The sequence below is a fragment of the Entomoplasma ellychniae genome, from assembly GCF_002930155.1.
Classification (GTDB): Bacteria; Bacillota_I; Bacilli_A; order Mycoplasmatales; family Mycoplasmataceae; genus Entomoplasma; species Entomoplasma ellychniae.
On the sequence record NZ_PHND01000001.1, the window covers coordinates 124,738 to 147,285 of the forward strand.

Sequence of the window (22,548 nt, forward strand, 5' to 3'; positions counted from 1 at the left end):
CCAACATTTTTGAATAATAAATACCAAATATTTTCTATTTCACACATATAATTCCTTAAAATTATTTTTATAATGTTTTGTGAAAATATAAAAAGAATTTTATTGATTATTTCAATATCATTTTAAATTTGAACATTTATATTCACTTATTCATTATAAGGATATGATCTGCAATTTAACAATTTTTTAATCATAGTTTCTATTCCTCTTGTTTTTTTTTTTTTTTTCTTATAATAAAAGTTAATACTTTAAAAAGTGTAGAAGGAGCATCATGAAACCAAAAAAGAAAAAAGTTTATTTTAGCTTTATATTTTTATCAATAATTGCATTGTCAGAGGTTTCTATTTACTTAAGTGTTGTAAAAATAAAAGATAAAAAAATAGATATTAGTTATATTAAATTAGACATTAATTCATCAAATGATTTAACAAAAGAAAAAGTATTAGAAGCGTTAAAAAAATCTTCTCAAATTCACGATTTAACAACTAATGATTTTTTATTTGTTAAAAATGCTGCTGTTTATGGTCAAACTGGTTCAATCCAAATTCAAGCCTCTTCAGATTCAACAAAAATTAAAGGTAGTGTAACTTTAACAATTCCTGCTTTAGATCCAGTTGATGTATCAAATGAAGATCTTGGATTGAAAATTTCAAATGATTTAACAAAAGAACAAGTATTAGAAGCGCTAAAAAAAGCTACTGGTATTAATGATTTAACTCTTGATGATTTTAACTTTAATAAAAAAGATGCTGATTATGGGAAAGCAGGTTCAATAACAATTACATCTCCTGCAGATTCAACAAAAATTAAAGTTGATGAAACTTTAACAATTCCTGCTTTAGATCCAGTTGATGTATCAAATGAAGATCTTGGATTGAATGTTTCAAATGATTTAACAAAAGAACAAGTATTAGAAGCGTTAAGAAAAGCTACTGGTATTAATGATTTAACTCTTGATGATTTTAACTTTAATAAAAAAGATGCTGATTATGGTCAACCTGGTTCAATCAAAATTACATCTCCTGCAGATTCAACAAAAATTAAAGTTGATGAAACTTTAACAATTCCTGCTTTAGATCCAGTTGATGTATCAAATGAAGATCTTGGATTGAATGTTTCAAATGATTTAACAAAAGAACAAGTATTAGAAGCGCTAAAAAAAGCTACTGGTATTAATGATTTAACTCTTGATGATTTTAACTTTAATAAAAATGATGCTGATTATGGGAAAGCAGGTTCAATCAAAATTACATCTCCTGCAGATTCAACAAAAATTAAAGTTGATGAAACTTTAACAATTCCTGCTTTAGATCCAGTTGATGTATCAAATGAAGATCTTGGATTGAATGTTTCAAATGATTTAACAAAAGAACAAGTATTAGAAGCGCTAAAAAAAGCTACTGGTATTAATGATTTAACTCTTGATGATTTTAACTTTAATAAAAAAGATGCTGATTATGGGAAAGCAGGTTCAATCAAAATTACATCTCCTGCAGATTCAACAAAAATTAAAGTTGATGAAACTTTAACAATTCCTGCTTTAGATCCAGTTGATGTATCAAATGAAGATCTTGGATTGAATGTTTCAAATGATTTAACAAAAGAACAAGTATTAGAAGCGCTAAAAAAAGCTACTGGTATTAATGATTTAACTCTTGATGATTTTAACTTTAATAAAAAAGATGCTGATTATGGGAAAGCAGGTTCAATAACAATTACATCTCCTGCAGATTCAACAAAAATTAAAGTTGATGAAACTTTAACAATTCCTGCTTTAGATCCAGTTGATGTATCAATTAAAGATCTTGGTTTAAAAATTTCAAATGATTTAACAAAAGAACAAGTATTAGAAGCGCTAAAAAAAGCTACTGGTATTGATAGTTTTACTCTTGAGGATTTTGACTTTAATAAAAATGATGCTGATTATGGTCAACCTGGTTCAATCAAAATTACATCTCCTGCAGATTCAATAAAAATTAAAATTGATGAAACTTTAACAATTCCTGCTTTAGATCCAGTTGATGTATCAATTAAAGATCTTGGTTTAAAAATTTCAAATGATTTAACAAAAGAACAAGTATTAGAAGCGTTAAGAAAAGCTACTGGTATTAATGATTTAACTCTTGAGGATTTTGACTTTAATAAAACTAATGCTGATTATGGTCAACCTGGTTCAATCAAAATTACATCTCCTGCAGATTCAATAAAAATTAAAATTGATGAAACTTTAACAATTCCTGCTTTAGATCCAGTTGATGTATCAATTAAAGATCTTGGTTTAAAAATTTCAAATGATTTACCAAAAGAACAAGTATTAGAAGCTTTAAAAAAAGCTACTGGTATTAATGATTTAACTCTTGATGATTTTAACTTTAATAAAAAAGATGCTGATTATGGGAAAGCAGGTTCAATCACAATTACATCTCCTGCAGATTCAATAAAAATTAAAATTGATGAAACTTTAACAATTCCTGCTTTAGATCCAGTTGATGTATCAAATGAAGATCTTGGATTGAATGTTTCAAATGATTTAACAAAAGAACAAGTATTAGAAGCGTTAAGAAAAGTTACTGGTATTGATAGTTTAACTCTTGAGGATTTTGACTTTAATAAAACTAATGCTGATTATGGTCAACCTGGTTCAATCACAATTACATCTCCTGCAGATTCAATAAAAATTAAAATTGATGAAACTTTAACAATTCCTGCTTTAGATCCAGTTGATGTATCAAATGAAGATCTTGGATTGAATGTTTCAAATCATTTAACAAAAGAACAAGTATTAGAAGCGTTAAGAAAAGTTACTGGTATTGATAGTTTAACTCTTGAGGATTTTGACTTTAATAAAACTAATGCTGATTATGGTCAACCTGGTTCAATCAAAATTACATCTCCTGCAGATTCAACAAAAATTAAAATTGATGAAACTTTAACAATTCCTGCTTTAGATCCAGTTGATGTATCAATTAAAGATCTTGGTTTAAAAATTTCAAATGATTTAACAAAAGAACAAGTATTAGAAGCTTTAAAAAAAGCTACTGGTATTAATGATTTAACTCTTGAGGATTTTGACTTTAATAAAACTAATGCTGATTATGGTCAACCTGGTTCAATCACAATTACATCTCCTGCAGATTCAATAAAAATTAAAATTGATGAAACTTTAACAATTCCTGCTTTAGATCCAGTTGATGTATCAATTAAAGATCTTGGTTTAAAAATTTCAAATGATTTAACAAAAGAACAAGTATTAGAAGCGCTAAAAAAAGCTACTGGTATTAATGATTTAACTCTTGAGGATTTTGACTTTAATAAAACTAATGCTGATTATGGGAAAGCAGGTTCAATCACAATTACATCTCCTACAGATTCAACAAAAATTAAAGGTCATCAAGTCTTAAGAATACCTGCTCTTTTAAAACTATATGATATTTCAAATCCGAATCTTGGTTTAAAAATTTCAAATGATTTAACAAAAGAAGAAGTGCTAGCTGCTTTAAAAAAAGTTACGGGAATTAGTGATTTAACAAGTAATGATTTTTCATTTAGTAAAAATAATGCTGATTATGATAAAGATGGTTCGATCACAATTTCATCTTCTTCTGCTTCAACAAAAATTAAAGGTAGTCAATTCTTAAGAATACCTGCTCTTTTAAAACTATATGATATTTCAAATCTGAATCTTGGTTTAAAAATTTCAAATGATTTATCAAAAGAACAAGTATTAGAAGCGCTAAAAAAAGTTACGGGAATTAGTGATTTAACAAGTAATGATTTTTCATTTAGTAAAAATAATGCTGATTATGGTAAAGATGGTTCGATCACAATTTCATCTTCTTCTACTTCAACAAAAATTAAAGGTCATCAAGTCTTAAGAATACCTGCTCTTTTAAAACTATATGATATTTCAAATCCGAATCTTGGTTTAAAAATTTCAAATGATTTAACAAAAGAAGAAGTGCTAGCTGCTTTAAAAAAAGTTACGGGAATTAGTGATTTAACAAGTAATGATTTTTCATTTAGTAAAAATAATGCTGATTATGATAAAAATGGTTCGATCACAATTTCATCTTCTTCTGCTTCAACAAAAATTAAAGGTAGTCAATTCTTAAGAATACCTGCTCTTGTAAAGGATGAAGATACTTCTCAACCGTCTCAACCGACAAATTCTACAATTTATGACGTTGCAATATTTGAATCACAACTACAAAATAAATTCCGCGATGCTAACCCAACACAAATTTTAAATTTATTAAAACAATTAACAGGCAATAACACTCTAACTCAAGATGATTTTTACATTAGTACAAACCAAGGATTTTTTACAATATATGGTCAAACAAAAAATAGAAAATTAACAGGATATGTTAATGTTTATTATGCTAAATATTAGATTTTAATATTAGTAGTTGCTAAAATTTTTTTGATAACTGAAAAGTCAATATATTAATAAATTAATTAAAATTACACTATTGTAAACATCTATAATAAAGTAAAAAAATTGACACACAAAAACTACAAATTTGTGTAATAAAATACTTTATTTAGGGTGTTTTTTTTGTATGCAAAATAATGAAAAAAACAAAAAATAAAATATTATTCGAAGCATCAATATCCAATATTTATGATGTGGCTAAAAAATACAACATTATTAGAGATAATGTTAAGTGTTAAAGATTACAAGTAAAAGAATTTTTTTATGATAGTGTCTTGATGTGGTGGGGTGGTAAGCCTCTAAAAACTATGGAAAAGAAGGTAATTTTATGAAAATGACCTTCTTTTTATTTATTTTCTTGAATATTTTTAAAATGATATCAATATAAAATGTCAAATATTAAATTAAATAATGGTATAAAAGGTAAAAATTTGACTCACTTTTTAACTTCAATTCCATATTGTTTCATTTCTATTTGCAATTTGTAACAAACACAAAACTTTCGTAAGACAAAATTATTAATCAAACTAAATCCAACAAAAAATATGTATAAATAATTAAATGATTTGATACTGGTCAAACCACTAAAAATAAAACTGAACTAATTATTGAAATAACTAAACAAACAAACCTTATGTATGATGCTCATATATGTGTTTTAATATAGTTGAAGTCTTTTTTTCTTTAAATATATAAAATATTTCTCATATTATTAAAATGCAAGGCAATATTAAAAAACTTAAATCTATCATTTAAACTCTCCTTTCTAAAATAACTCAATGTTATTTAGATAAAGTTATAATTCAAAAATCTCTTAACTTTTTTTAAATGATATATCACAACAAAAAAACAGCAATTAAATTGCTGTTAAAACTTTTATTAATCAATAGCTTTTTTGTTATCGTTTCGATGTTGTTTTCTTTCAGTTGAAGATAATCATCTTTTTCTTAATCTAATGTTATCTGGAGTTACTTCTACTAATTCATCTCATTCGATGTATTCTAAAGCTTCTTCTAAAGTCATTAGTTTAGGTGGAGTTAATCTAACTGAATCATCAGTTCCACTTGAACGAGTATTGGTTAATTTTTTACCAGTAGTTGGGTTAACTTCTAAATCATTGTCTCTTGAGTGTTGTCCAATGATCATCCCATCATAAATTTCAATTTGAGGACCAATAAATAATGTTCCACGTTCTTCAATATTGCCTAATGCATAAGGTAAAGTTTTACCATTAGCCATAGAAATAAGAACGCCATTCTTACGTGATTCAATTTCGCCCTTATATGGTTCAAAACCATTAAAACTTCTAACCATAATTCCTTCACCATGTGTATCATTAGTAAATTCACTTCTGAAACCAATTAATGCACGTAATGGAATGTTATAAATAACTTTATCTCTAATTCCATCACTATCCATGTCAATCATTAAACCTTTTCTTTGATTTAACTTGTTAATAACTGTTCCTGAGTATTCAGTTGGAACGTTAATAATAACTCTTTCCATTGGTTCTAATAATTCTTTTGAACCTTCTTCTTTTCTAAAAATTACTTCTGGTTTTGAAAGTGCAAGTTCAAAACCTTCTCTTCTCATTTGTTCAATTAGAACAGATAAGTGAAGTTCTCCACGCCCTAAAACTTTAAAACCTTCAATAGTTGGATTATATAATGGTTCAACTTTTAACCCAACATTAATTTCCATTTCTTTTTCTAAACGTTCTTTGATATTTCTAGAAGTTACAAATTTTCCAACTTTACCAGCAAAAGGAGAGTTGTTAACTAAAAAGTTCATACTCATTGTTGGTTCTTCAATAATGATTGGTTCCATTGGATTAATGTTGTTTAGTTCATTAACTGTATCACCAATTGAAATATGTTCAATTCCTGCAAAGTTAATAATATCTCCAGCAAAAGCTTCTTTAACAGCAACTTTAGATAACCCTTGATAAACAGTTAATTTAGAAATTTTACCTTGTCTAACTTCACCATCATTTTTAACAACACTAACAGTTTGACCTTCAACAATTTTACCTTCAAATATTCTTCCAATTCCTAATCGTCCAATAAATGAATCATAAGCTAATGAACTTACTTGCATTTTTAAAGGTTTGTCAGCTAATTCAATTGGATATGTTCCAACTTGTTCAACTATTGTTTCAAATAAAGGATCTAAATTTTTACCTTCATCTTCTAATGAGAACTGAGCAATTCCATTTTTTGCAATTCCAAAAATTGTTTTAAAATGTAATTGTTCATCAGTAGCGTCTAATTCCATAAATAGTTCTAAAACTTCATCTACCACCTCAATAGCTCTTTGATCTTTTTTGTCAATCTTGTTAATCATTAAGATTGGGTTCAATCCCAATTCTAATGCTTTAGATAGAACAAATCTAGTTTGAGGCATTGGACCTTCACTGGAATCTACTAATAGAATAACTGTGTCAACAGTTTTCATAATACGTTCAACTTCACTTGAAAAATCAGCATGACCTGGTGTATCAACGATATTAATTTTGATATCTTTGTACTCAATAGCACAGTTTTTTGAATAAATAGTAATTCCACGTTCACGTTCTTGGTCATTTGAATCCATTACTTGTTCGATTACTTCTTGATTATCTCTGAAAGCTCCACCTTGCTTTAGCAAAGCATCTACTAATGTAGATTTACCTGCATCAACATGGGCAATCACAGCAATGTTAATTATTTTTTTGTTTGACATTTTTTCTCCTTGTATTTATATATAACTTTTAAATAATAACACATTTGATGATTTTATTTTTTTATTTTCATTAAAAAAGAATATAATTATAAATGTAAAACATGTTTATGTTAAAAAAGAGAGGATATAAAATGTCAAGAATTGAAAAAATTATTGCACGTGAAGTTTTAGATTCACGTGGAACTCCGACTGTTGAAGTTGAGTTATGAACAGAATTTGGTGGTTATGGATTAGCTAAATCTCCATCAGGAGCTTCTACTGGAGAAAGTGAAGCTTTAGAATTAAGAGATGGAGACAAAAAACGTTACAACGGTAAAGGTGTGTTAAAAGCAGTTGAAAACGTTAATACTAAAATTGCTCCAGCTTTAATTGGATTTGATGTTCAAAACCAATTAGGTCTAGACCAAATTATGTTAGATTTAGATGGAACTCCATTTAAGAAAAAATTAGGAGCAAACGGTATGTTGGCTGTTTCATTAGCTGCTGCTCATGCTGCTGCAAGTGAATTAGAAGTTCCTTTATATAGATACATTGGTGGAGTACAAGCAAAACGCTTGCCAGTTCCAATGTTAAATGTTATTAATGGTGGAGAACACGCTGAATCAGCAATCGATTTCCAAGAATTCATGATTATGCCAGTTGGTGCTCCAACTTTTAAAGAAGCATTAAGATGATCATCAGAAATTTTTCAAGCTTTAAAATCAATTTTACATGATAAAGGAGATATTACTGCAGTTGGTGATGAAGGTGGATTTGCACCAAATTTCCATTGAGCTTATGCTAAACAAGATTTAGCTTCATTCAAGAAAAAAACACCAGCTGAAGTAGCTCTAGATTTATTATTAGAAGCTATTGAAAAAGCAGGTTACAAAACTGGTGCTGAAGGTGTGATGATTGCAATGGATTGTGCTTCATCAGAATTATATAAAGAAGATAAAAAATACCACTTCAAAAAAATTGAAAAAGTAACAGGACAAGAATATGCCCTAGATACTAAAGAAATGGTAGCTTACTTACAAAAATTAGTAAACAACTATCCAATCATTTCAGTTGAAGATGGACTACACGAAAGAGACTGAGATGGATTTGTTCTATTAAACCAAAAAATTGGTGATAGAGTTCAAATTGTTGGGGATGACTTATTTGTTACTAACCCAGAATTTATTAAAGAAGGAATCAATAAAGGTGCTGCAAACTCAACTTTAATTAAATTAAATCAAATTGGTACATTATCAGAAACAATCGAAGCTATTACAATGAGTCAAAAAGCTGGTTGAACTGCTGTTGTTTCTCACAGATCAGGTGAAACTGAAGATTCTACTATTGCTGACTTAGCTGTTGCATTCAACACAGGTCAAATTAAAACTGGATCAATGTCACGTTCAGATAGAATCGCAAAATACAATAGATTGTTACAAATTGAAGATGAATTGGGCGCAAACGCAATTTACGATGGATTTAAAACATTCTACAACTTAAAAATTAATAAATAAATTTTTATAAAACTAAGCTCTTGCTTAGTTTTTTTAATTTAAAAATTACTTTTCCAATAAAAAAGTAAATAAAACCTCAATATTATTAAGAAATTTTATTTGTTTATAAAACAATTATTAACAAGCTTTGAAATTCTAAAAATAGGTTTTGTATATTCTCATTTTACCTTTTGGATAAAATCTTTCAAATTCTCTAATCGTTGAGTGAATTTACAACTTTCTTCTTTAAAACATAAAAATAATATAACTTTTTAGAATTACCTATTTCTTTTGGTGTTAACCAATATTATCTTTATGTTTCTCTATTTTAGGTCTTTTAATTGAATTAAACCTTCTGATAACAGTGTTTTTTAATCATCCATATGTTTCATATGAATCTTGAGAAAATATGGTGAGCAGTAATTACTCATCAACATGACATAGTTACTAGAGAAAAGTTTGTAGTAAAAGCAATAAAATCTAATAATACTAACATTTTTTTCATAATCTTAAAATCCCTTTTAAAACTAATTTTTATTTACTTATTATTATTTCATTGCTATAGTCAAAAACTTTTTAATATAGAAATAAAATTTATTAAACAAAAACTGTTATTAAACTAACTAATTTTCAATTAAATTATAAATTTAAAAAGTTTATTAAGTTTTACTTTTAGTGTAAAATGTAATTATGAATTTAAAATTAAAAACAAAAAGTTATAATCCAACCTTGCGTATACTAATCACCACAAGCTTAGTCTTAATTATAAGTGTATTTGTTATTGGTAGTTTTTATGATCTTAAAATAGCTGAAAAACTAGTTAACAAAGAATCATTATATGGACAAACATTTGATATATTTGGAAAAATAGCTATTATTATACCTTTAAATTTTATTATTGTAGGTTTGGTTTACCACTATGTATTTTACAAAGGGATTACAAAAACACAAGGTTCATTTATAATTATTATTTTTGAAATATTAGTTTTATTCATTTTTTTAATGATTGAATCAATTTTTTTTCGAAGTAATAAATTATTACCTCTTCAATTTAATGCACTTATAATCATTATTTTTGATCTAATTATTTCTTATTTTTGACATAAAAACATTGAGCTTGTAAAAGATAAAAATTTAGTAAAAAAAATTATTTTGGCAATTGTGTTTGTATTGCTAATATATTTATCAACTGAGATACTAAAAAATGTAGTTTCTCGTCCAAGACCAAGAAATGTAATTGATGGCACTTATGAATATCATGCTTGGTGACAATTTGATTGATCAAATGCTATTATTGGAAAAAATAAATCATTCCCATCTGGTCATACAACTTCTGCAATGAGTTTATTAGCCCCAATTTTTGTGATGAATAGAAAATCTGTGATTGTACCAATTAATTTTGCAATAGCGTTGTTATTTGCAATATTAACTGCTGGTTCAAGGATGGTTTTAGCTGCTCATTTCTTAACTGATGTAACTGGTGCTATGATTATAAGTATAATAATCTTCAGTTTTTTATTAAGTATAAAATTTAAAAAAGGTAAAACATATGAATAATATATTAGCATTAGATATTGGCAGTAAAACTATTGGTTTAGCATCTTCAAATGGTCAAATAGCTAAAAAAGAAATTAATTTAAAGTTTGAAGAATGAGATTTTGAAGCTGGTGTTAATTTATTAACTGAATATATCAAAGAAAAAAACTTTAAAGTATTTGTTTTTGGTTATCCAAAGAACATGGATGGTTCAATTGGTGAAAGAGCTGAAATGGTTGATTATTTTATTGATGGATTTTTGCAATACAATTCACATATATCACATTCACAAGTAATTAAAGTAGATGAGCGTCGAACTACTAAGATGGCTAAAGCTATTATGATTGAAGCTGGAATATCAAGAGCTAAACAAAAAGAGCACAAAGACACATTAGCAGCGCAACTTATTTTAGAAATGTACATTGAAAGTATAAAAAATAACAATTAAAAATTGAATTATGTTATTGTTTTAGTATAAATAAATAAAGGAGAAGTCATGGCATTACACCCATTGGTTAAAAGAGTACTTTTAACAGAAGAACAAATCAAAACAAGAGTAGCAGAATTAGCAACAGAAGTTGCAGAACATTACAAAAAAAACAATATTAAGGATAAAGATATTGTTGTAGTAGGAATCTTGAAAGGGTGTGTACCATTTTACGCAGAGTTCTTTATGAACTTTAAACAAGATGTAGTTATGGATTTTATGGTTATTAGTTCATATCTTGGAGGTTTAAAATCAAATAAACAACCAAAAATTAATTTGGATTTAAATTCAGATATTAAAAATAAACATGTTTTAATAGTAGAGGATATAGTTGATACTGGGCACACATTAAGTTTTTTAAAAGATTATTTGAAATCAAGAAAAGCTGCATCAGTTAATGTTGTAACTTTAGTTGATAAGCCAGGGGGAAGAAAAATTGAGTTTGAAGCTAACTTTATAGGTTTTTCTATTGAAAATGAGTTTGTCATTGGATATGGTCTTGATTATGATGAAAAGTTAAGAAATTTACCATATATTGCTATTATGGACACTGACAAATTAAAAACATGAGAATGATAAAAAAATGCATTTCACATGCATTTTTTTATCTTAAAGTTTTATCAAAAGGTATTCCAGCTTCTTTTGGTGCTATTGATCATTTTGATGCAATTACCATTACAACTAGTGACATCAAGAATGGGAGCAATGGAGCTAGACCAAACGTAAAGTTTGGAATATTAATCATTTTCCCTATTGTAAAGAAAATGGAAAACACAAATGATACAAATACAATTAGTAATACTTTTCACTGTCCAATAACCATAATTGCTAGTGAAATAAATCCAATTCCATTTACATCAGGAACAGCAAATTGTACTTTTATGTTAATTGTGTAAATAATTCCAGCTAAGCCAGCTAAACATGAAGAAACAGAAATTGCTATAAAACGATATTTATTAACACTAACCCCAGCAGTATCTAAAGCATTAGGGTTTTCCCCAGCAGCAATATGTCTTGTTCCAATTTTTGTAAATTTGAAATATCCAAATAACCCTGTTATAAAAATTAATGTAATAATAAAATAAATGCTTACAGCTGGGGTTTCTTGTAAAATAGGACTTATTGTTCCTTGTATATTGCCTGAACTACCAAGATTTTCAACCCCAACTAAGAAAAAACCAATTCCTTGCGCTAATAAGTTAATTACTGTTCCTGAAACTATTTGATCAGTTTTTAATTTTAAAACAATAAAAGAGTGTAGCAATGAAAATAAAAATGTTCCTAAAATAGCTAGTATTATACTAGCTATGAATATTATTATTCAATAACTATCATAATCAACATTTATTATTGCTAAAGCTTTAGGTAGTAATGCATATATCATACAACCTATAATCATAAAGCCCTCAATACCTAAATTAATAACTCCTGAGCGTTCACAAATCATTGCAGCTAGAGATGCTAAAGAAAAAATAACAAAGAAAGATAATGCATATCTAATTAACGCTTCTGACATACTTACCTCCTATAGCCAAATACCTATTGTATTTGATAACTTTTTCTTGTTGACGACTTAATTTAACTTTTATTACTTTATTAAAAGTTATTTTTTTATTTAAACTAATTGTTGAATAAAATCAATAAAATTCTTTTTTTTGTCAAAGTTTTTTATTATCTTTTTTAATTTTAAACTTGCTTTTTTTAGATAACATTTTTATTTCTCTATCATAACTCTTTAACTGCAGTTTAAATTTTTTAAACATATCTTTTTTTTCTATATCATATTGCTCTAATAAATCTTTAACTGTTTGCTTATAATTATTATCAATATCAAGCAGTGAAATTTCATCTAATAGCTTATATGTTTTTTCAACATATATACTTTGTTGGGCATCTTTAATACTAATTTTAATGTTTTTACTAAACTTTTTATATTGACTATTTTTAAAATCTTTTTTAGAGCTATTAAGATCGATTAAAATCTTTTTTAAATTATCTAGTTCGATATTTAGATTTTCATTAGCGTTTACATTTAATTTAGTTTTAAGTAATTTAATTTGCTTTTTAACTTTTAAGCTTTCAGCTTTAATATGATTGTTATTTAATTTTACTGCAGGATTCATAAGTTTCATTTTAGTCTTGTAATATAAATCTTTTAAATCAAATCTTGCAAAGACAACATATAAAGCAGAAATGTACATAATAATTCCAAAAACTAAACCCGAAGTTGCTTCTGGGACTGTATTAAAAGCCCCCCCATCAATTAAAAGTTTCATTCCAACTTTTTGAAAAGATCAAATAGTTGCTATAGGTACCATTGCTAAAAAATTATTGAAAGCAATTAGAGCAATCGGTAATCCATCAAAACCTATTGTGGGAAAGTCTGTGTCTTTTCATCCCATTTGGAATTTAATTCCAAATATATACATAAAAGCTCCACAAGATATTAGTAAACCTTGAATAGCTGTTACAAATAGTAAATATTTTTTTACATTTATTCCTGAATAAATAGCAGCATCACTTTGTAATCCCATCACTTTGTATTTGTATCCAATGGTTGTTTTGTTGTAAACAAAAGTGACACCAATAACACAAATAGCAGTCAACACAAGCCCAAAAACTCAAATATATTCGCCAAAAGGTTTTAGTAATTCTGGTGATGAAGTAGAAATATCACCAATACCAAAAAATTTATTAACATATAATTCAAAAGAATATCAAATAATTCAATTTAACACAATTGAAGAAGCAACTTCATGAATATTTAAATATATTTTTAAAAAACCAATTAAACAAGATAAAGCAGCGCCTGTTAATATAAAAATTAAAAATATTGGAAATCCATAGGTTGCTGAAATATCTTTAATACCCTCGTTTGAACCAGCAATCTTATACAAAATAGTATAAGCTACTATTAAACCTAAGATTGCTTGCCCAGTTCCACTAATATTAAAAAGTTTAATTTTAAAACCTAACCCCATTCCTAATCCAAGCAAAGTAAAAGTTGATATTCAAATAAGTGTTTCTTTTAAATTATCTGTATATTTAAATGGAGCAATAAAACTAGAAAGTACAAATTCGAATCCATTTGAACCAACTGCAAAAACAAATAAACTTGACAGCAATAAACCAATTAAGATTGCCAAAGTCGTTACTTTTGTTTTGCTGACTTTTTCTTTAAAAATAGATGACTTAAAATACATTTTTTGTTTTATTGCAAAAACATTTAATTTATTATTCATGATTTGCCCCCAAAGATGAAACCATCATTTTACCTAGTTTTTCTCTTGTTATTTGATCACCTACTAGTTCACCAATTACACTACCGGCATTTAAAACCAACACTCTATCAGATAATTGTATAATTTCGCTTAATTCATAAGAAATAAGAATTATTGCTTTATTTTCAGTTTTTGCTTTTAAAATTTGTGTATGTATAAATTCGATTGAACCAATATCTAGTCCTCTTGTTGGTTGAAAAATAACTATAAAATCACTTTGTCTTGATAGTTCTCTTCCAACAATAAGTTTTTGCTGATTTCCACCACTTAAAGATCTAGCTATAGCAAACCCAGAGCTTGCATTTCTAACATCAAACTCTTTAATAATTTTTTGTGTTTCTTTTTGAATTGCCAATCTATTAATTATTCCATTTTTAGAATACTTTGGATCATCAATATTTTGCAAAGCTATATTGTCGATTAAGTTGGTATCTAAAACTAAGCCAAACTTTTGTCTATCTTCTGGAATAAAAGACATTTTATGATCTTTATATCTTTTTTTAATACTTAAATGTGTGATATCTTTATTATTAATATGAATTGTGCCACTTTCAACTTTTTTTATACCAGTTAAGGCTTCTGCTATTTCTGATTGGCCATTACCTTCAACACCAGCAATTCCTACAATTTCACCAGCTTTAACATTCAAAGAAAAGTTTTTTAATCCTAAAATCTTATGATGTTTTCTAACGTTAATATTTTTAATTTTAATAACATCATTATGATTAATAACTTTTCTATCATTTTTAACTTCAACTAAGTCTCTTCCAACCATTGCCATTGACAGAGTTTCTATATTAGTTTTTTTGACATCATAAGTTCCTTTAAATTCGCCTAATCTTAAAATTGAAGCTCTATCAGCAACTTTTTGAATTTCAGCCATTTTATGAGTAATTATTATAATTGTTTTGCCATCTTTTTTTAAATCCAAAATTACTTTTAGTAAACCATCTATTTCAATTGGGGTTAGTACAGCTGTAGGCTCATCAAAAACCATTATGTCTGCTTTTCTGTATAAAACTTTTAGTATTTCTACTCTTTGCTTCATCCCAACTGAGATATCTTTAACTTTTGCTAAAAGATCAACGTGTAAATTATACTTTTTCATAATTTTTGTTAAGTCATTTACTATTGTTTTCTTTCTTATAAATTGTTTTAAACCCACATCTTCAGCACCTAAGGCGATATTTTTTCAAACAGGAAAAATATCAATTAATTTAAAGTGCTGATGAACCATACCAATACCTAATTTAGTTGCTTGTATAGGTGAATAAATATATTCTTCTTTACCATTTATAATTATCTTTCCTTTTGTTGGTTGGTAAATACCAAATAAAATAGACATTAATGTTGATTTACCTGCTCCGTTTTCACCCATCAAAGCATGAATTTCACTCTTTTTAACAGATAAACTAATATCTTTGTTAGCAACAATTTTTTTGTTAAAAATCATTGATATATTTTTCATTTCAATTGCATTCATAAGCATTTAACCTTTCAAAGATACTTAATATTATTTAGATGTAAATAATATTTAATTTAATAGTTATTTTTAAAAAAATAGAACCAAGGTCCTATTAAAAAATGTTTTAATTAATATTATTCACCAGATGCAGGAGATTTAATAGTAAAAGTAATAACCAAAGGAGAATCAAGTTTATTATAAACTGTAGAACCATCTTTAACACTTACTTCAGCTTTATTACCTTCAATTTTAGAAATAATTAATTCATCTTTAGGTATTGTGCTATTCTTATTTAAAATTGCATTAAGAATAGTTGAACTGTCATTATCATTTATTTCACCTAAGTCTAATGGATTTAAATCATCTGATAAATTTTTCATTTGTTTACCACTAACAATTTTATTTGCGTATGCGTCAATAGAAACTTTACTAATAATTGAATATTTATTATAAAATTCAGCATTTTGACCATCGATGTAAGTAAATAAATCTTTTGAAGCCTCAGTTAAAACTTTTGGTGTATAAATTTCTTTAATAGCATTTTTAGTTTTATCACTTAAAGCATTTTTACCACCAGATGACATGTCACCATTTGCTCATAATACTGAGTTAGTTCAATCTTTGTTTTCAGCAAGATCAACGTCTTTGAATTCTCCGTCTTTGCTATCTTGTCTAGTTAAACTCAATCCTGATTCTTTTACAATTTTTGCAGTTTTGGCTAAAACTGTCTCTTCTCCTAAATTAACATCTTTTCACTCTGGAGTATGAGCTAAAGAAATTAAAGTTGATGATTCAATAGCTTTTTCAGCTGAAGTTATAAAATTACCTTTTTCAAATGCTAGAGATTGATCAGTATCAACTCCAACAATTTTGAAATTTTTACCAGTAACACTAATAGCATCAGCTGTTTGAGGCCCTGCAACTGGCATAACAACAGTTGCATCTAATTTAGATAAAAGCGGGACAGCTTCACCAACAACAAATGAATTTGAGAATCAATCTGTATCATTTTTTTCCATTGTAGCTTCAGGACTAATCTTTTGAGTAGTTTTAACTGTTATATCTCTTTTAGCTCATGTTGATGCTTTTTGTTCATCTATTGATGCAAATAGTTGTGTTTTATCTTCAACACTTGTTTGATTTCAAACATCAATAGCAGACATATAACCAACGATAAAGTTATCCACTGATTTAGGGTTTGAGTTTCCACCAAATGCTCCTAATTTAACTTCTTTAGCATCATCTTTACCTAATTCAGTAACGATTGCAGCCATTCCTGCGTAAAACCCTGATACATCTCCTCTATATGAAATGTTAATTTGATTTTCTATTTGATCAGCAGCATCAATTAAGATTGTTGAACCTTTACCCTTCATTAAACCAGCGGCACTATTATTCCCGTTATCTGGAACTGCATGATAAAAACCGGGTAGTATTAAAGTTTTTGGTTTATTTCTAATAGCATTATTATAAGCTTTTGTAAGAGTTGCTGTTTCTGAATCTTTAACTCTAACATAAGAAATATTTTTCTTTCTACCTACAACTTCTTGCAAGAAGTTGTTACCAGCATTAAAAGCAGATTCATTAAAACTTTTATCTCTGATTTCCCCACTATTTCCTTGTACTAAATAAATATCTGTGTCATTTTTTGAAACACACGCTAATACACTTGTTGCACTAGTGCCAACAACTGAAACTGACATTAAAGATAATAATAATTTTTTCATGTTGAATTTTCCTCTTTCTTCGTTTAATATCAAACTCAATAAAAATTATATTTTCACCATCACATTTAATATCATTATTCTTCTTACAGTCTTAGATAGGTCTAAGGCAGGACAGCAACCCAATATGTTGCTATGTGTAAGTTAGATACAATATTATTAAGCTCACAAATATTATACATATATGTAAAATACTTGTGGAAAAAAAGCATATTAATAAGGCAAAAAAGGCATTTTTTCATTATCTTTTGTTAGCAACATTATACAAAAACTCCTTTATTTAAAAATTTCACATTAAATACTTTTTGAAATGAAAGGAGGTGATATAATTAAAAAAATTGACACTAAAAAAGCAAAAGAAATAATTGGTGGTGCTAGTGCTAGTGGTGCTTTGCTAAATGGGGTTGCAGCAATTATTGGAAAAGCGACTGATTTTTTGTTAGATATTGCAGCTTTGCCATTAGTTTATATAGAATCATCAAAAAATCACGACAAAGCCAAATTTAAGCTAGGATCTACTTCAATTGAATTTGATGATACAGCATCTGTTAAGAATCAACCACAGCTGTCTCATCATGATAGTGATTTTGTGCAAGTTCAAACCTTAAAAAGTATCAGTAATGATTATAACGAACATAATCAATATATTCTGATGAGCAATGAACAAGAAGAATATACAATATTAAATCCTGAAGTAGAAGAAACTATTAATTACTTTGGATAACTTAAAATATAAACCACAACAACCATTGTTGGGGTTTATACTCTATAATTTTAGTAAGAGGTAATTATGAAAAAAACATTTATTTAATGCGACATGGTGAGACTTGATTTAATGTTAAAAAAATTAAGCAAGGTTTTTGTGATTCCCCATTAACTGAAAACGGAATAGAGCAAGCTATTACTGCTGGTAAATGGTTTAATCAAAATAATATATTATTTGGTAGTGGTTATACTTCAGAATTAAATAGAACAAAAAATACAATAAAATATGTTGCACCGAATTTGGGGTTTAAAAGCTTTGTTGAATTAAATGAATGAAACTTTGGGTCAGCTGAAGGTGATCCAGCAATTAAACATGAACATATTAAATTTCCTTTTGGTAATTATTTTGTTGAATTAGGTGGAGAAAACCAACAGCAAGTAAGATCAAGAACAAAATTTATAATGAATAAAATAGCTGAAGAGGATTTTAACGAAAATATATTGGTTGTATCACATGGTAGAATTTTAAGAGAATTTTCTGACTTACATTTATTAAACAGCAAAGTTGAAAGACCTAAAAATATGTTCAACTGTATAGTTTTTAAATTTGAATACGAAACGACTAATAAAACTTGAAAATTTGTAGAAATTATTAAAACAGACACTAACTAAAGTGTCTGTTTATTTTCTTATTATAAACGTGATTTTTATTATTTAAAACATCATTTGCTTTAAAACCTTGTTTTCAATGACCTGGGTATACCAAATGTTTAGAATAGTCTTTAAGAATAGAATCAATTGAAGCATAAAATCTATCATCATCACAAGTTTGATCAATTAATGATTTTAAAGCACTACTTTGTAAATTATGAAACATAGCTTTATGAAATCCAACTTTGTCAATAAATAAAGTATCACCAACAAATAAATATTTATTATCAAGTTCATAAAAAGCTGTTCCTGGTGTATGACCACCTTTATGAATAGTATTAATTTGAAAACCGTTAATATTTAACTTAACATCATTTTTAAAAATCTCAAATTTTATTTCTGGGTTATCAAACTCAACTACTTGCCCATTTTGACTTTCATTCACTGTTTTGTCTAATAAATAAGGATAATCAAACTTATGTATATGTATTGCAGACCCAGTTAATAAAGCTAACTTATCTAATCCAATGGTGTGGTCGTGATGAAAATGAGTGATAAAAATATCTGTTAAAATAATTTCATATTGTTTTAGATATTTAAAAATACTTTCTCATCTATAAGCACCATCAATTAAAATAGCTTTATTTAGCTGTTTATTAATTATTAAATATGCATTAACATCATTTATTTTTGAATTTTTGAAAGTTTTGATCATTAATAAACCTTTTCTAGTTAATAGTGACTATTTAATTTTTAAATTATTAAATTTAAAAATTCCGAATAAATAAACTAAAAAAGCAACAAATATCATCAATATGGGTTTTCATAGAACTGCAAAAGCACTTTTTCCACTAGCTTGTGGCAATATAACCATTAAATAAATTGAACCAATTAAAGTTAATACACATGTCACTAAACTTAATATCATCAAAATTCAAAATGTTTTATTACCATATATTCTTTTATAGTTAGGATCAGTTAATCTTAATTTAATGATTGAAGCATTTAACAATAATTTTAAAGCACTTGTTGCTAAAGCAAAAGATGAAATAATTTCAGCAATAGAACTAAATAGTATGTAAAAGCATGCCACTAATCCTAATAAGATAATTGCCATATAAGGTTGATTTGTTTTACCATACACTTTTCCAAATATTGAATGCATGTCACCAGTTTCTGAAAGTTTATGAATTAATCTTGATTGAAAAAATAATAAAGAGTTAACTGAACCAATAAATAAAAATATTGCAAAAATATTAAAAGTTAAGACAGCTCATTTATATTGAGCAAAAATAGCTGAAGTCCCTTGTCCTTCGCTTACAACTTTTGAACTTTCTGCTAAAGATAATAAAGCAATTCCATAGGTTACATATATAACTAAAACTATTAAAATCGCACTAATCATAACTCATGGTACTGTTTTTTTTGGATTTTCAATTTCCTCTGTAATGTAAGTTGGGAATTCATGCCCTGAATATGCAAAACCAGTATATGTTATTGCAGGAATTAACATCGCTGAAGAAACATAAGCACTACCTAAATTTTTATTCATTTCATTGTTAGATAATAACCCATCACTTGAACCATATATAATTGCTAATGTAAAAACTAATAATATTGGTAATGTTTTAACAAATAAGAAAAACATTTGAGTATATTTATTACTGTTTTTAATCATAATTTGAATTACTGCTAAACTGACAAGAATTATGATAGCTAATGCTTTTTGTAAAGTTTGAGCACCAATTGTTTTATCATCTATTTCAACAATCATTGTGATCATAGAACTCATAGCAGAACAACAACTAGCAAGTGAAGTTGCTGATACAAATAAAATTAATACTCATCCAAATCAAAATGCAAGTATTCTTCAATTGCACTTTCTAATTCAACTATATCCATTACCACTTTCTTGATAACCAATTGAAGGTTCTATTACAACAAAAGCATCTGGTAAAACAATTAATGCTCCAAAAACTCAAGCTAATATCATCAATAACGGATTATTTCCAGCTAAAGTAAAAACCATATTAAAAGAAATTATTATACTTGAGCCAACAACAGCTGCTAATGTTGATACAAGTACTGTTCAAAAACCATATTTTTTATTTAATTTCATTTTTTCTCCTTTCTTGTATTAAATGTTTAAACACCAATAAATTTTATAATAAAAATATTTTTATATGTTAAATCTTTTTAATTAAAATCTTAAAGTATAATAAATATAAATTAAAGGTGGTATTTATGGAAAAAATAGAAAATATATTAAGACAAGAAATATTTATTGATGAAGAATCACATAAGTATTATTTAAAAGGTGTTGAAATCAACAGACCAAGTGTTTCAGCTATTATGCAATATTTACCACAATATGTTTTTGATGATTCATTTGCTGAAACACAAGAAGGTAAAGAAATTTTGGTAAATGCAATAACTAGAGGTTTGCATTTACACAAAATAGCAGAAGTTTGATTAAAAGATCGCCAAGAAAGAACTTGTTGCAATCTTTATGGTCATTTGGAAATGAAAAGATGATTATTAAAAATACTACAAAAAATAACTAATGACTATAATGAAGAAGATGGATGAGAAATCATAAGTGAACTATCAATGGTGGGCGAACGATATGTTGGAACTCTTGACATTTTACTTATCAATAATAAAACAAAGCAGTATTTAATTGGAGATATAAAAACAACAAGACATCCTGATCTTCAAAAAGAAACTTTACAATTGACCCTTTATAAGCATTTGTTAGAAGAAAGATTTAATGAAATAAACATTAATGACATGAAGTTAAACAATTATTTTGTTATAAATTGCAATAAAATAAACAAAGAAGTATATTTCATGAGTGAAAATATTCAAAAAATTGCTGAGAAACACACATTAGAAATATTTGAAATATTAAAATCTAAGAAATAAAAATACATAAATTACTTGTCACATTGGTAAAAAAAGGTATAATCAAATAGTTGAAATCAAGTTTCAACCGCTCTTTTCTAAGTATGTAACTAAGTAGAAGTATTTAATTTCTCACATATGAAGGCGAGTCTAGACTGGAGGATATAGAATATGTTCGCAATTATAAAAACAGGTGGAAAACAAATTAAAGTTGAAGCTGGGGACGAAATCTTTATTGAAAAAGTAAATGGTGAAGTAGATGATCAGATTACTTTTGACGAAATTTTAATGATTGATAGCAAAGTGGGAGCACCGTTACTAAATGGAGCTAAAGTTACTGCTACTATTGTTAAACAAGGCAAAGGTAAAAAGATTCGTGTTGTTAGATACCACCCTAAAAAAAATGTTAATAAGGTTTATGGTCACAGACAACCTTACACTAAAGTTAAAATTGAAAAAATTATTGGTTAATAACTAATATGATAAATATCATTATTAAAAACATTAATAAAAAAATTCAACAATTAAATATTTCAGGCCATGCTAATGCTGGTAAGTTTAATCAAGATTTAGTTTGTGCAGCTGTTACAGGAATTGTAAGTGGTGCTTTAAATGCATTAGATACAAATTTTGAAAAAGATGTGAAGTTACAAGTTTTGGAAAACGAAATAATAATTGAGAATTTAAATTTGAATAATCATGATTTACAAGTCATGTTAGAAATGTTACGAGTTCAATTATTTACTATTTGAACTCAATATAAAAAAAACATACAAATGAAGGAGGTTCACTAATATGCGTTTCTTATTAGGATTACAATTCTTTGCTTCTAAAAAAGGTACTGGGTCAACAAAAAATGGTCGTGACTCTGAATCAAAACGTTTAGGAGCAAAAAAAGCTGATGGTCAGTTTACAACCGCTGGAGCTATTATTTTTAGACAAAGAGGTACTAAAATCCATCCTGGTCAAAATGTTGGACGTGGTGGAGACGACACTTTGTTCGCTTTAATTGAAGGTACTGTTAAATATGAAAAATTTGGCAAAAACCGTAAAAGAGTTAAAGTAGTTCCACTTGCAAACTAATAAAATAATTTAAAAGATTAGTCTTATGATTAATCTTTTTTTATTACTAAAAATGTAAAATTATATTAATTTAGAAAAGGAGCA

General features: G+C 27.0%; 18 protein-coding genes and 1 riboswitch. Of the genes, 11 read left to right on the forward strand and 7 right to left on the reverse strand.

Annotated features, from left to right (window positions below; all coding sequences use genetic code 4):
- The first annotated feature begins 271 nt into the window (after positions 1-271).
- Entirely contained in the window at positions 272-4,393 is a 4,122-nt protein-coding gene (locus EELLY_RS00550) for a hypothetical protein (protein WP_104205576.1), read from the forward strand.
- A gap of 921 nt (positions 4,394-5,314) precedes the next feature.
- Here EELLY_RS00550 and typA read toward each other — a convergent pair.
- Positions 5,315-7,156: a translational GTPase TypA gene (typA, locus tag EELLY_RS00555; RefSeq protein WP_104205577.1), complete on the reverse strand. Its 1,842-nt coding sequence runs from the start codon at positions 7,154-7,156 to the stop codon at positions 5,315-5,317.
- A gap of 131 nt (positions 7,157-7,287) precedes the next feature.
- Here typA and eno point away from each other — a divergent pair, with 131 nt between their 5' ends.
- From eno to hpt, 4 genes are all read left to right on the forward strand, one after another.
- Positions 7,288-8,649, forward strand: coding sequence for a phosphopyruvate hydratase (gene eno, locus EELLY_RS00560; protein WP_104205578.1), 1,362 nt, complete (start codon positions 7,288-7,290; stop codon positions 8,647-8,649).
- A 669-nt stretch (positions 8,650-9,318) separates the two neighbouring features.
- Complete coding sequence (locus EELLY_RS00565) at positions 9,319-10,185, forward strand: phosphatase PAP2 family protein (protein WP_104205579.1); 867 nt, start codon at positions 9,319-9,321, stop codon at positions 10,183-10,185.
- Positions 10,178-10,612, forward strand: a complete 435-nt coding sequence (gene ruvX, locus EELLY_RS00570) for a Holliday junction resolvase RuvX (RefSeq protein WP_104205580.1) — start codon at positions 10,178-10,180, stop codon at positions 10,610-10,612. Before EELLY_RS00565 ends, ruvX begins: the two co-directional genes overlap by 8 nt.
- Before the next feature lie 48 nt (positions 10,613-10,660).
- Positions 10,661-11,230 carry a hypoxanthine phosphoribosyltransferase gene (gene hpt, locus EELLY_RS00575; RefSeq protein ID WP_104205581.1) on the forward strand — a complete coding sequence of 190 codons (570 nt, stop codon included), beginning with the start codon at positions 10,661-10,663 and terminating at the stop codon, positions 11,228-11,230.
- Between the two features lie 25 nt (positions 11,231-11,255).
- Here the strand turns inward: hpt and EELLY_RS00580 are convergent, their stop codons facing one another.
- The 4 genes from EELLY_RS00580 to EELLY_RS00595 form a co-directional block, all read right to left on the reverse strand.
- Positions 11,256-12,167, reverse strand: a complete 912-nt coding sequence (locus EELLY_RS00580) for an ABC transporter permease (protein WP_104205582.1) — start codon at positions 12,165-12,167, stop codon at positions 11,256-11,258.
- On the reverse strand, positions 12,148-13,893 hold the full coding sequence (locus tag EELLY_RS00585; protein ID WP_104205583.1) for an ABC transporter permease: 1,746 nt from the start codon (positions 13,891-13,893) through the stop codon (positions 12,148-12,150). The genes EELLY_RS00580 and EELLY_RS00585 overlap by 20 nt, the downstream gene beginning before the upstream one ends.
- On the reverse strand, positions 13,886-15,415 hold the full coding sequence (locus tag EELLY_RS00590) for an ABC transporter ATP-binding protein (protein WP_245859137.1): 1,530 nt from the start codon (positions 15,413-15,415) through the stop codon (positions 13,886-13,888). The genes EELLY_RS00585 and EELLY_RS00590 overlap by 8 nt, the downstream gene beginning before the upstream one ends.
- A 116-nt stretch (positions 15,416-15,531) precedes the next feature.
- Positions 15,532-17,124: a hypothetical protein gene (locus EELLY_RS00595; RefSeq protein WP_104205585.1), complete on the reverse strand. Its 1,593-nt coding sequence runs from the start codon at positions 17,122-17,124 to the stop codon at positions 15,532-15,534.
- Between the two features lie 81 nt (positions 17,125-17,205).
- A riboswitch (nucleoside riboswitch) is annotated at positions 17,206-17,266 on the reverse strand.
- A gap of 165 nt (positions 17,267-17,431) precedes the next feature.
- Between EELLY_RS00595 and EELLY_RS00600 the strand changes: the two genes are divergently transcribed.
- Both EELLY_RS00600 and EELLY_RS00605 read left to right on the forward strand, forming a co-directional pair.
- Positions 17,432-17,845, forward strand: coding sequence for a hypothetical protein (locus EELLY_RS00600; RefSeq protein WP_104205586.1), 414 nt, complete (start codon positions 17,432-17,434; stop codon positions 17,843-17,845).
- Between the two features lie 86 nt (positions 17,846-17,931).
- Complete coding sequence (locus tag EELLY_RS00605; protein WP_104205587.1) at positions 17,932-18,498, forward strand: histidine phosphatase family protein; 567 nt, start codon at positions 17,932-17,934, stop codon at positions 18,496-18,498.
- Here EELLY_RS00605 and EELLY_RS00610 read toward each other — a convergent pair.
- Together EELLY_RS00610 and EELLY_RS00615 are read right to left on the reverse strand one after the other, a co-directional pair.
- Positions 18,491-19,192: an MBL fold metallo-hydrolase gene (locus EELLY_RS00610; protein ID WP_104205588.1), complete on the reverse strand. Its 702-nt coding sequence runs from the start codon at positions 19,190-19,192 to the stop codon at positions 18,491-18,493. The genes EELLY_RS00605 and EELLY_RS00610 overlap by 8 nt on opposite strands.
- Positions 19,193-19,219: 27 nt before the next feature.
- A complete protein-coding gene (locus tag EELLY_RS00615) occupies positions 19,220-20,596 on the reverse strand; it encodes an amino acid permease (protein WP_104205589.1) in 1,377 nt (458 codons plus the stop codon).
- A gap of 125 nt (positions 20,597-20,721) precedes the next feature.
- Here EELLY_RS00615 and EELLY_RS00620 point away from each other — a divergent pair, with 125 nt between their 5' ends.
- The 4 genes from EELLY_RS00620 to rpmA all read left to right on the forward strand — a co-directional run bounded on the left by EELLY_RS00620 (position 20,722) and on the right by rpmA (position 22,464).
- Complete coding sequence (locus EELLY_RS00620; RefSeq protein WP_104205590.1) at positions 20,722-21,402, forward strand: PD-(D/E)XK nuclease family protein; 681 nt, start codon at positions 20,722-20,724, stop codon at positions 21,400-21,402.
- Between the two features lie 150 nt (positions 21,403-21,552).
- Positions 21,553-21,852, forward strand: a complete 300-nt coding sequence (gene rplU, locus EELLY_RS00625; protein ID WP_104205591.1) for a 50S ribosomal protein L21 — start codon at positions 21,553-21,555, stop codon at positions 21,850-21,852.
- Positions 21,853-21,860: 8 nt separating this feature from the next.
- A complete protein-coding gene (locus tag EELLY_RS00630; RefSeq protein WP_104205592.1) occupies positions 21,861-22,175 on the forward strand; it encodes a ribosomal-processing cysteine protease Prp in 315 nt (104 codons plus the stop codon).
- Position 22,176: 1 nt separating this feature from the next.
- A complete protein-coding gene (rpmA, locus tag EELLY_RS00635; RefSeq protein ID WP_104205593.1) occupies positions 22,177-22,464 on the forward strand; it encodes a 50S ribosomal protein L27 in 288 nt (95 codons plus the stop codon).
- Positions 22,465-22,548 lie beyond the last annotated feature (84 nt).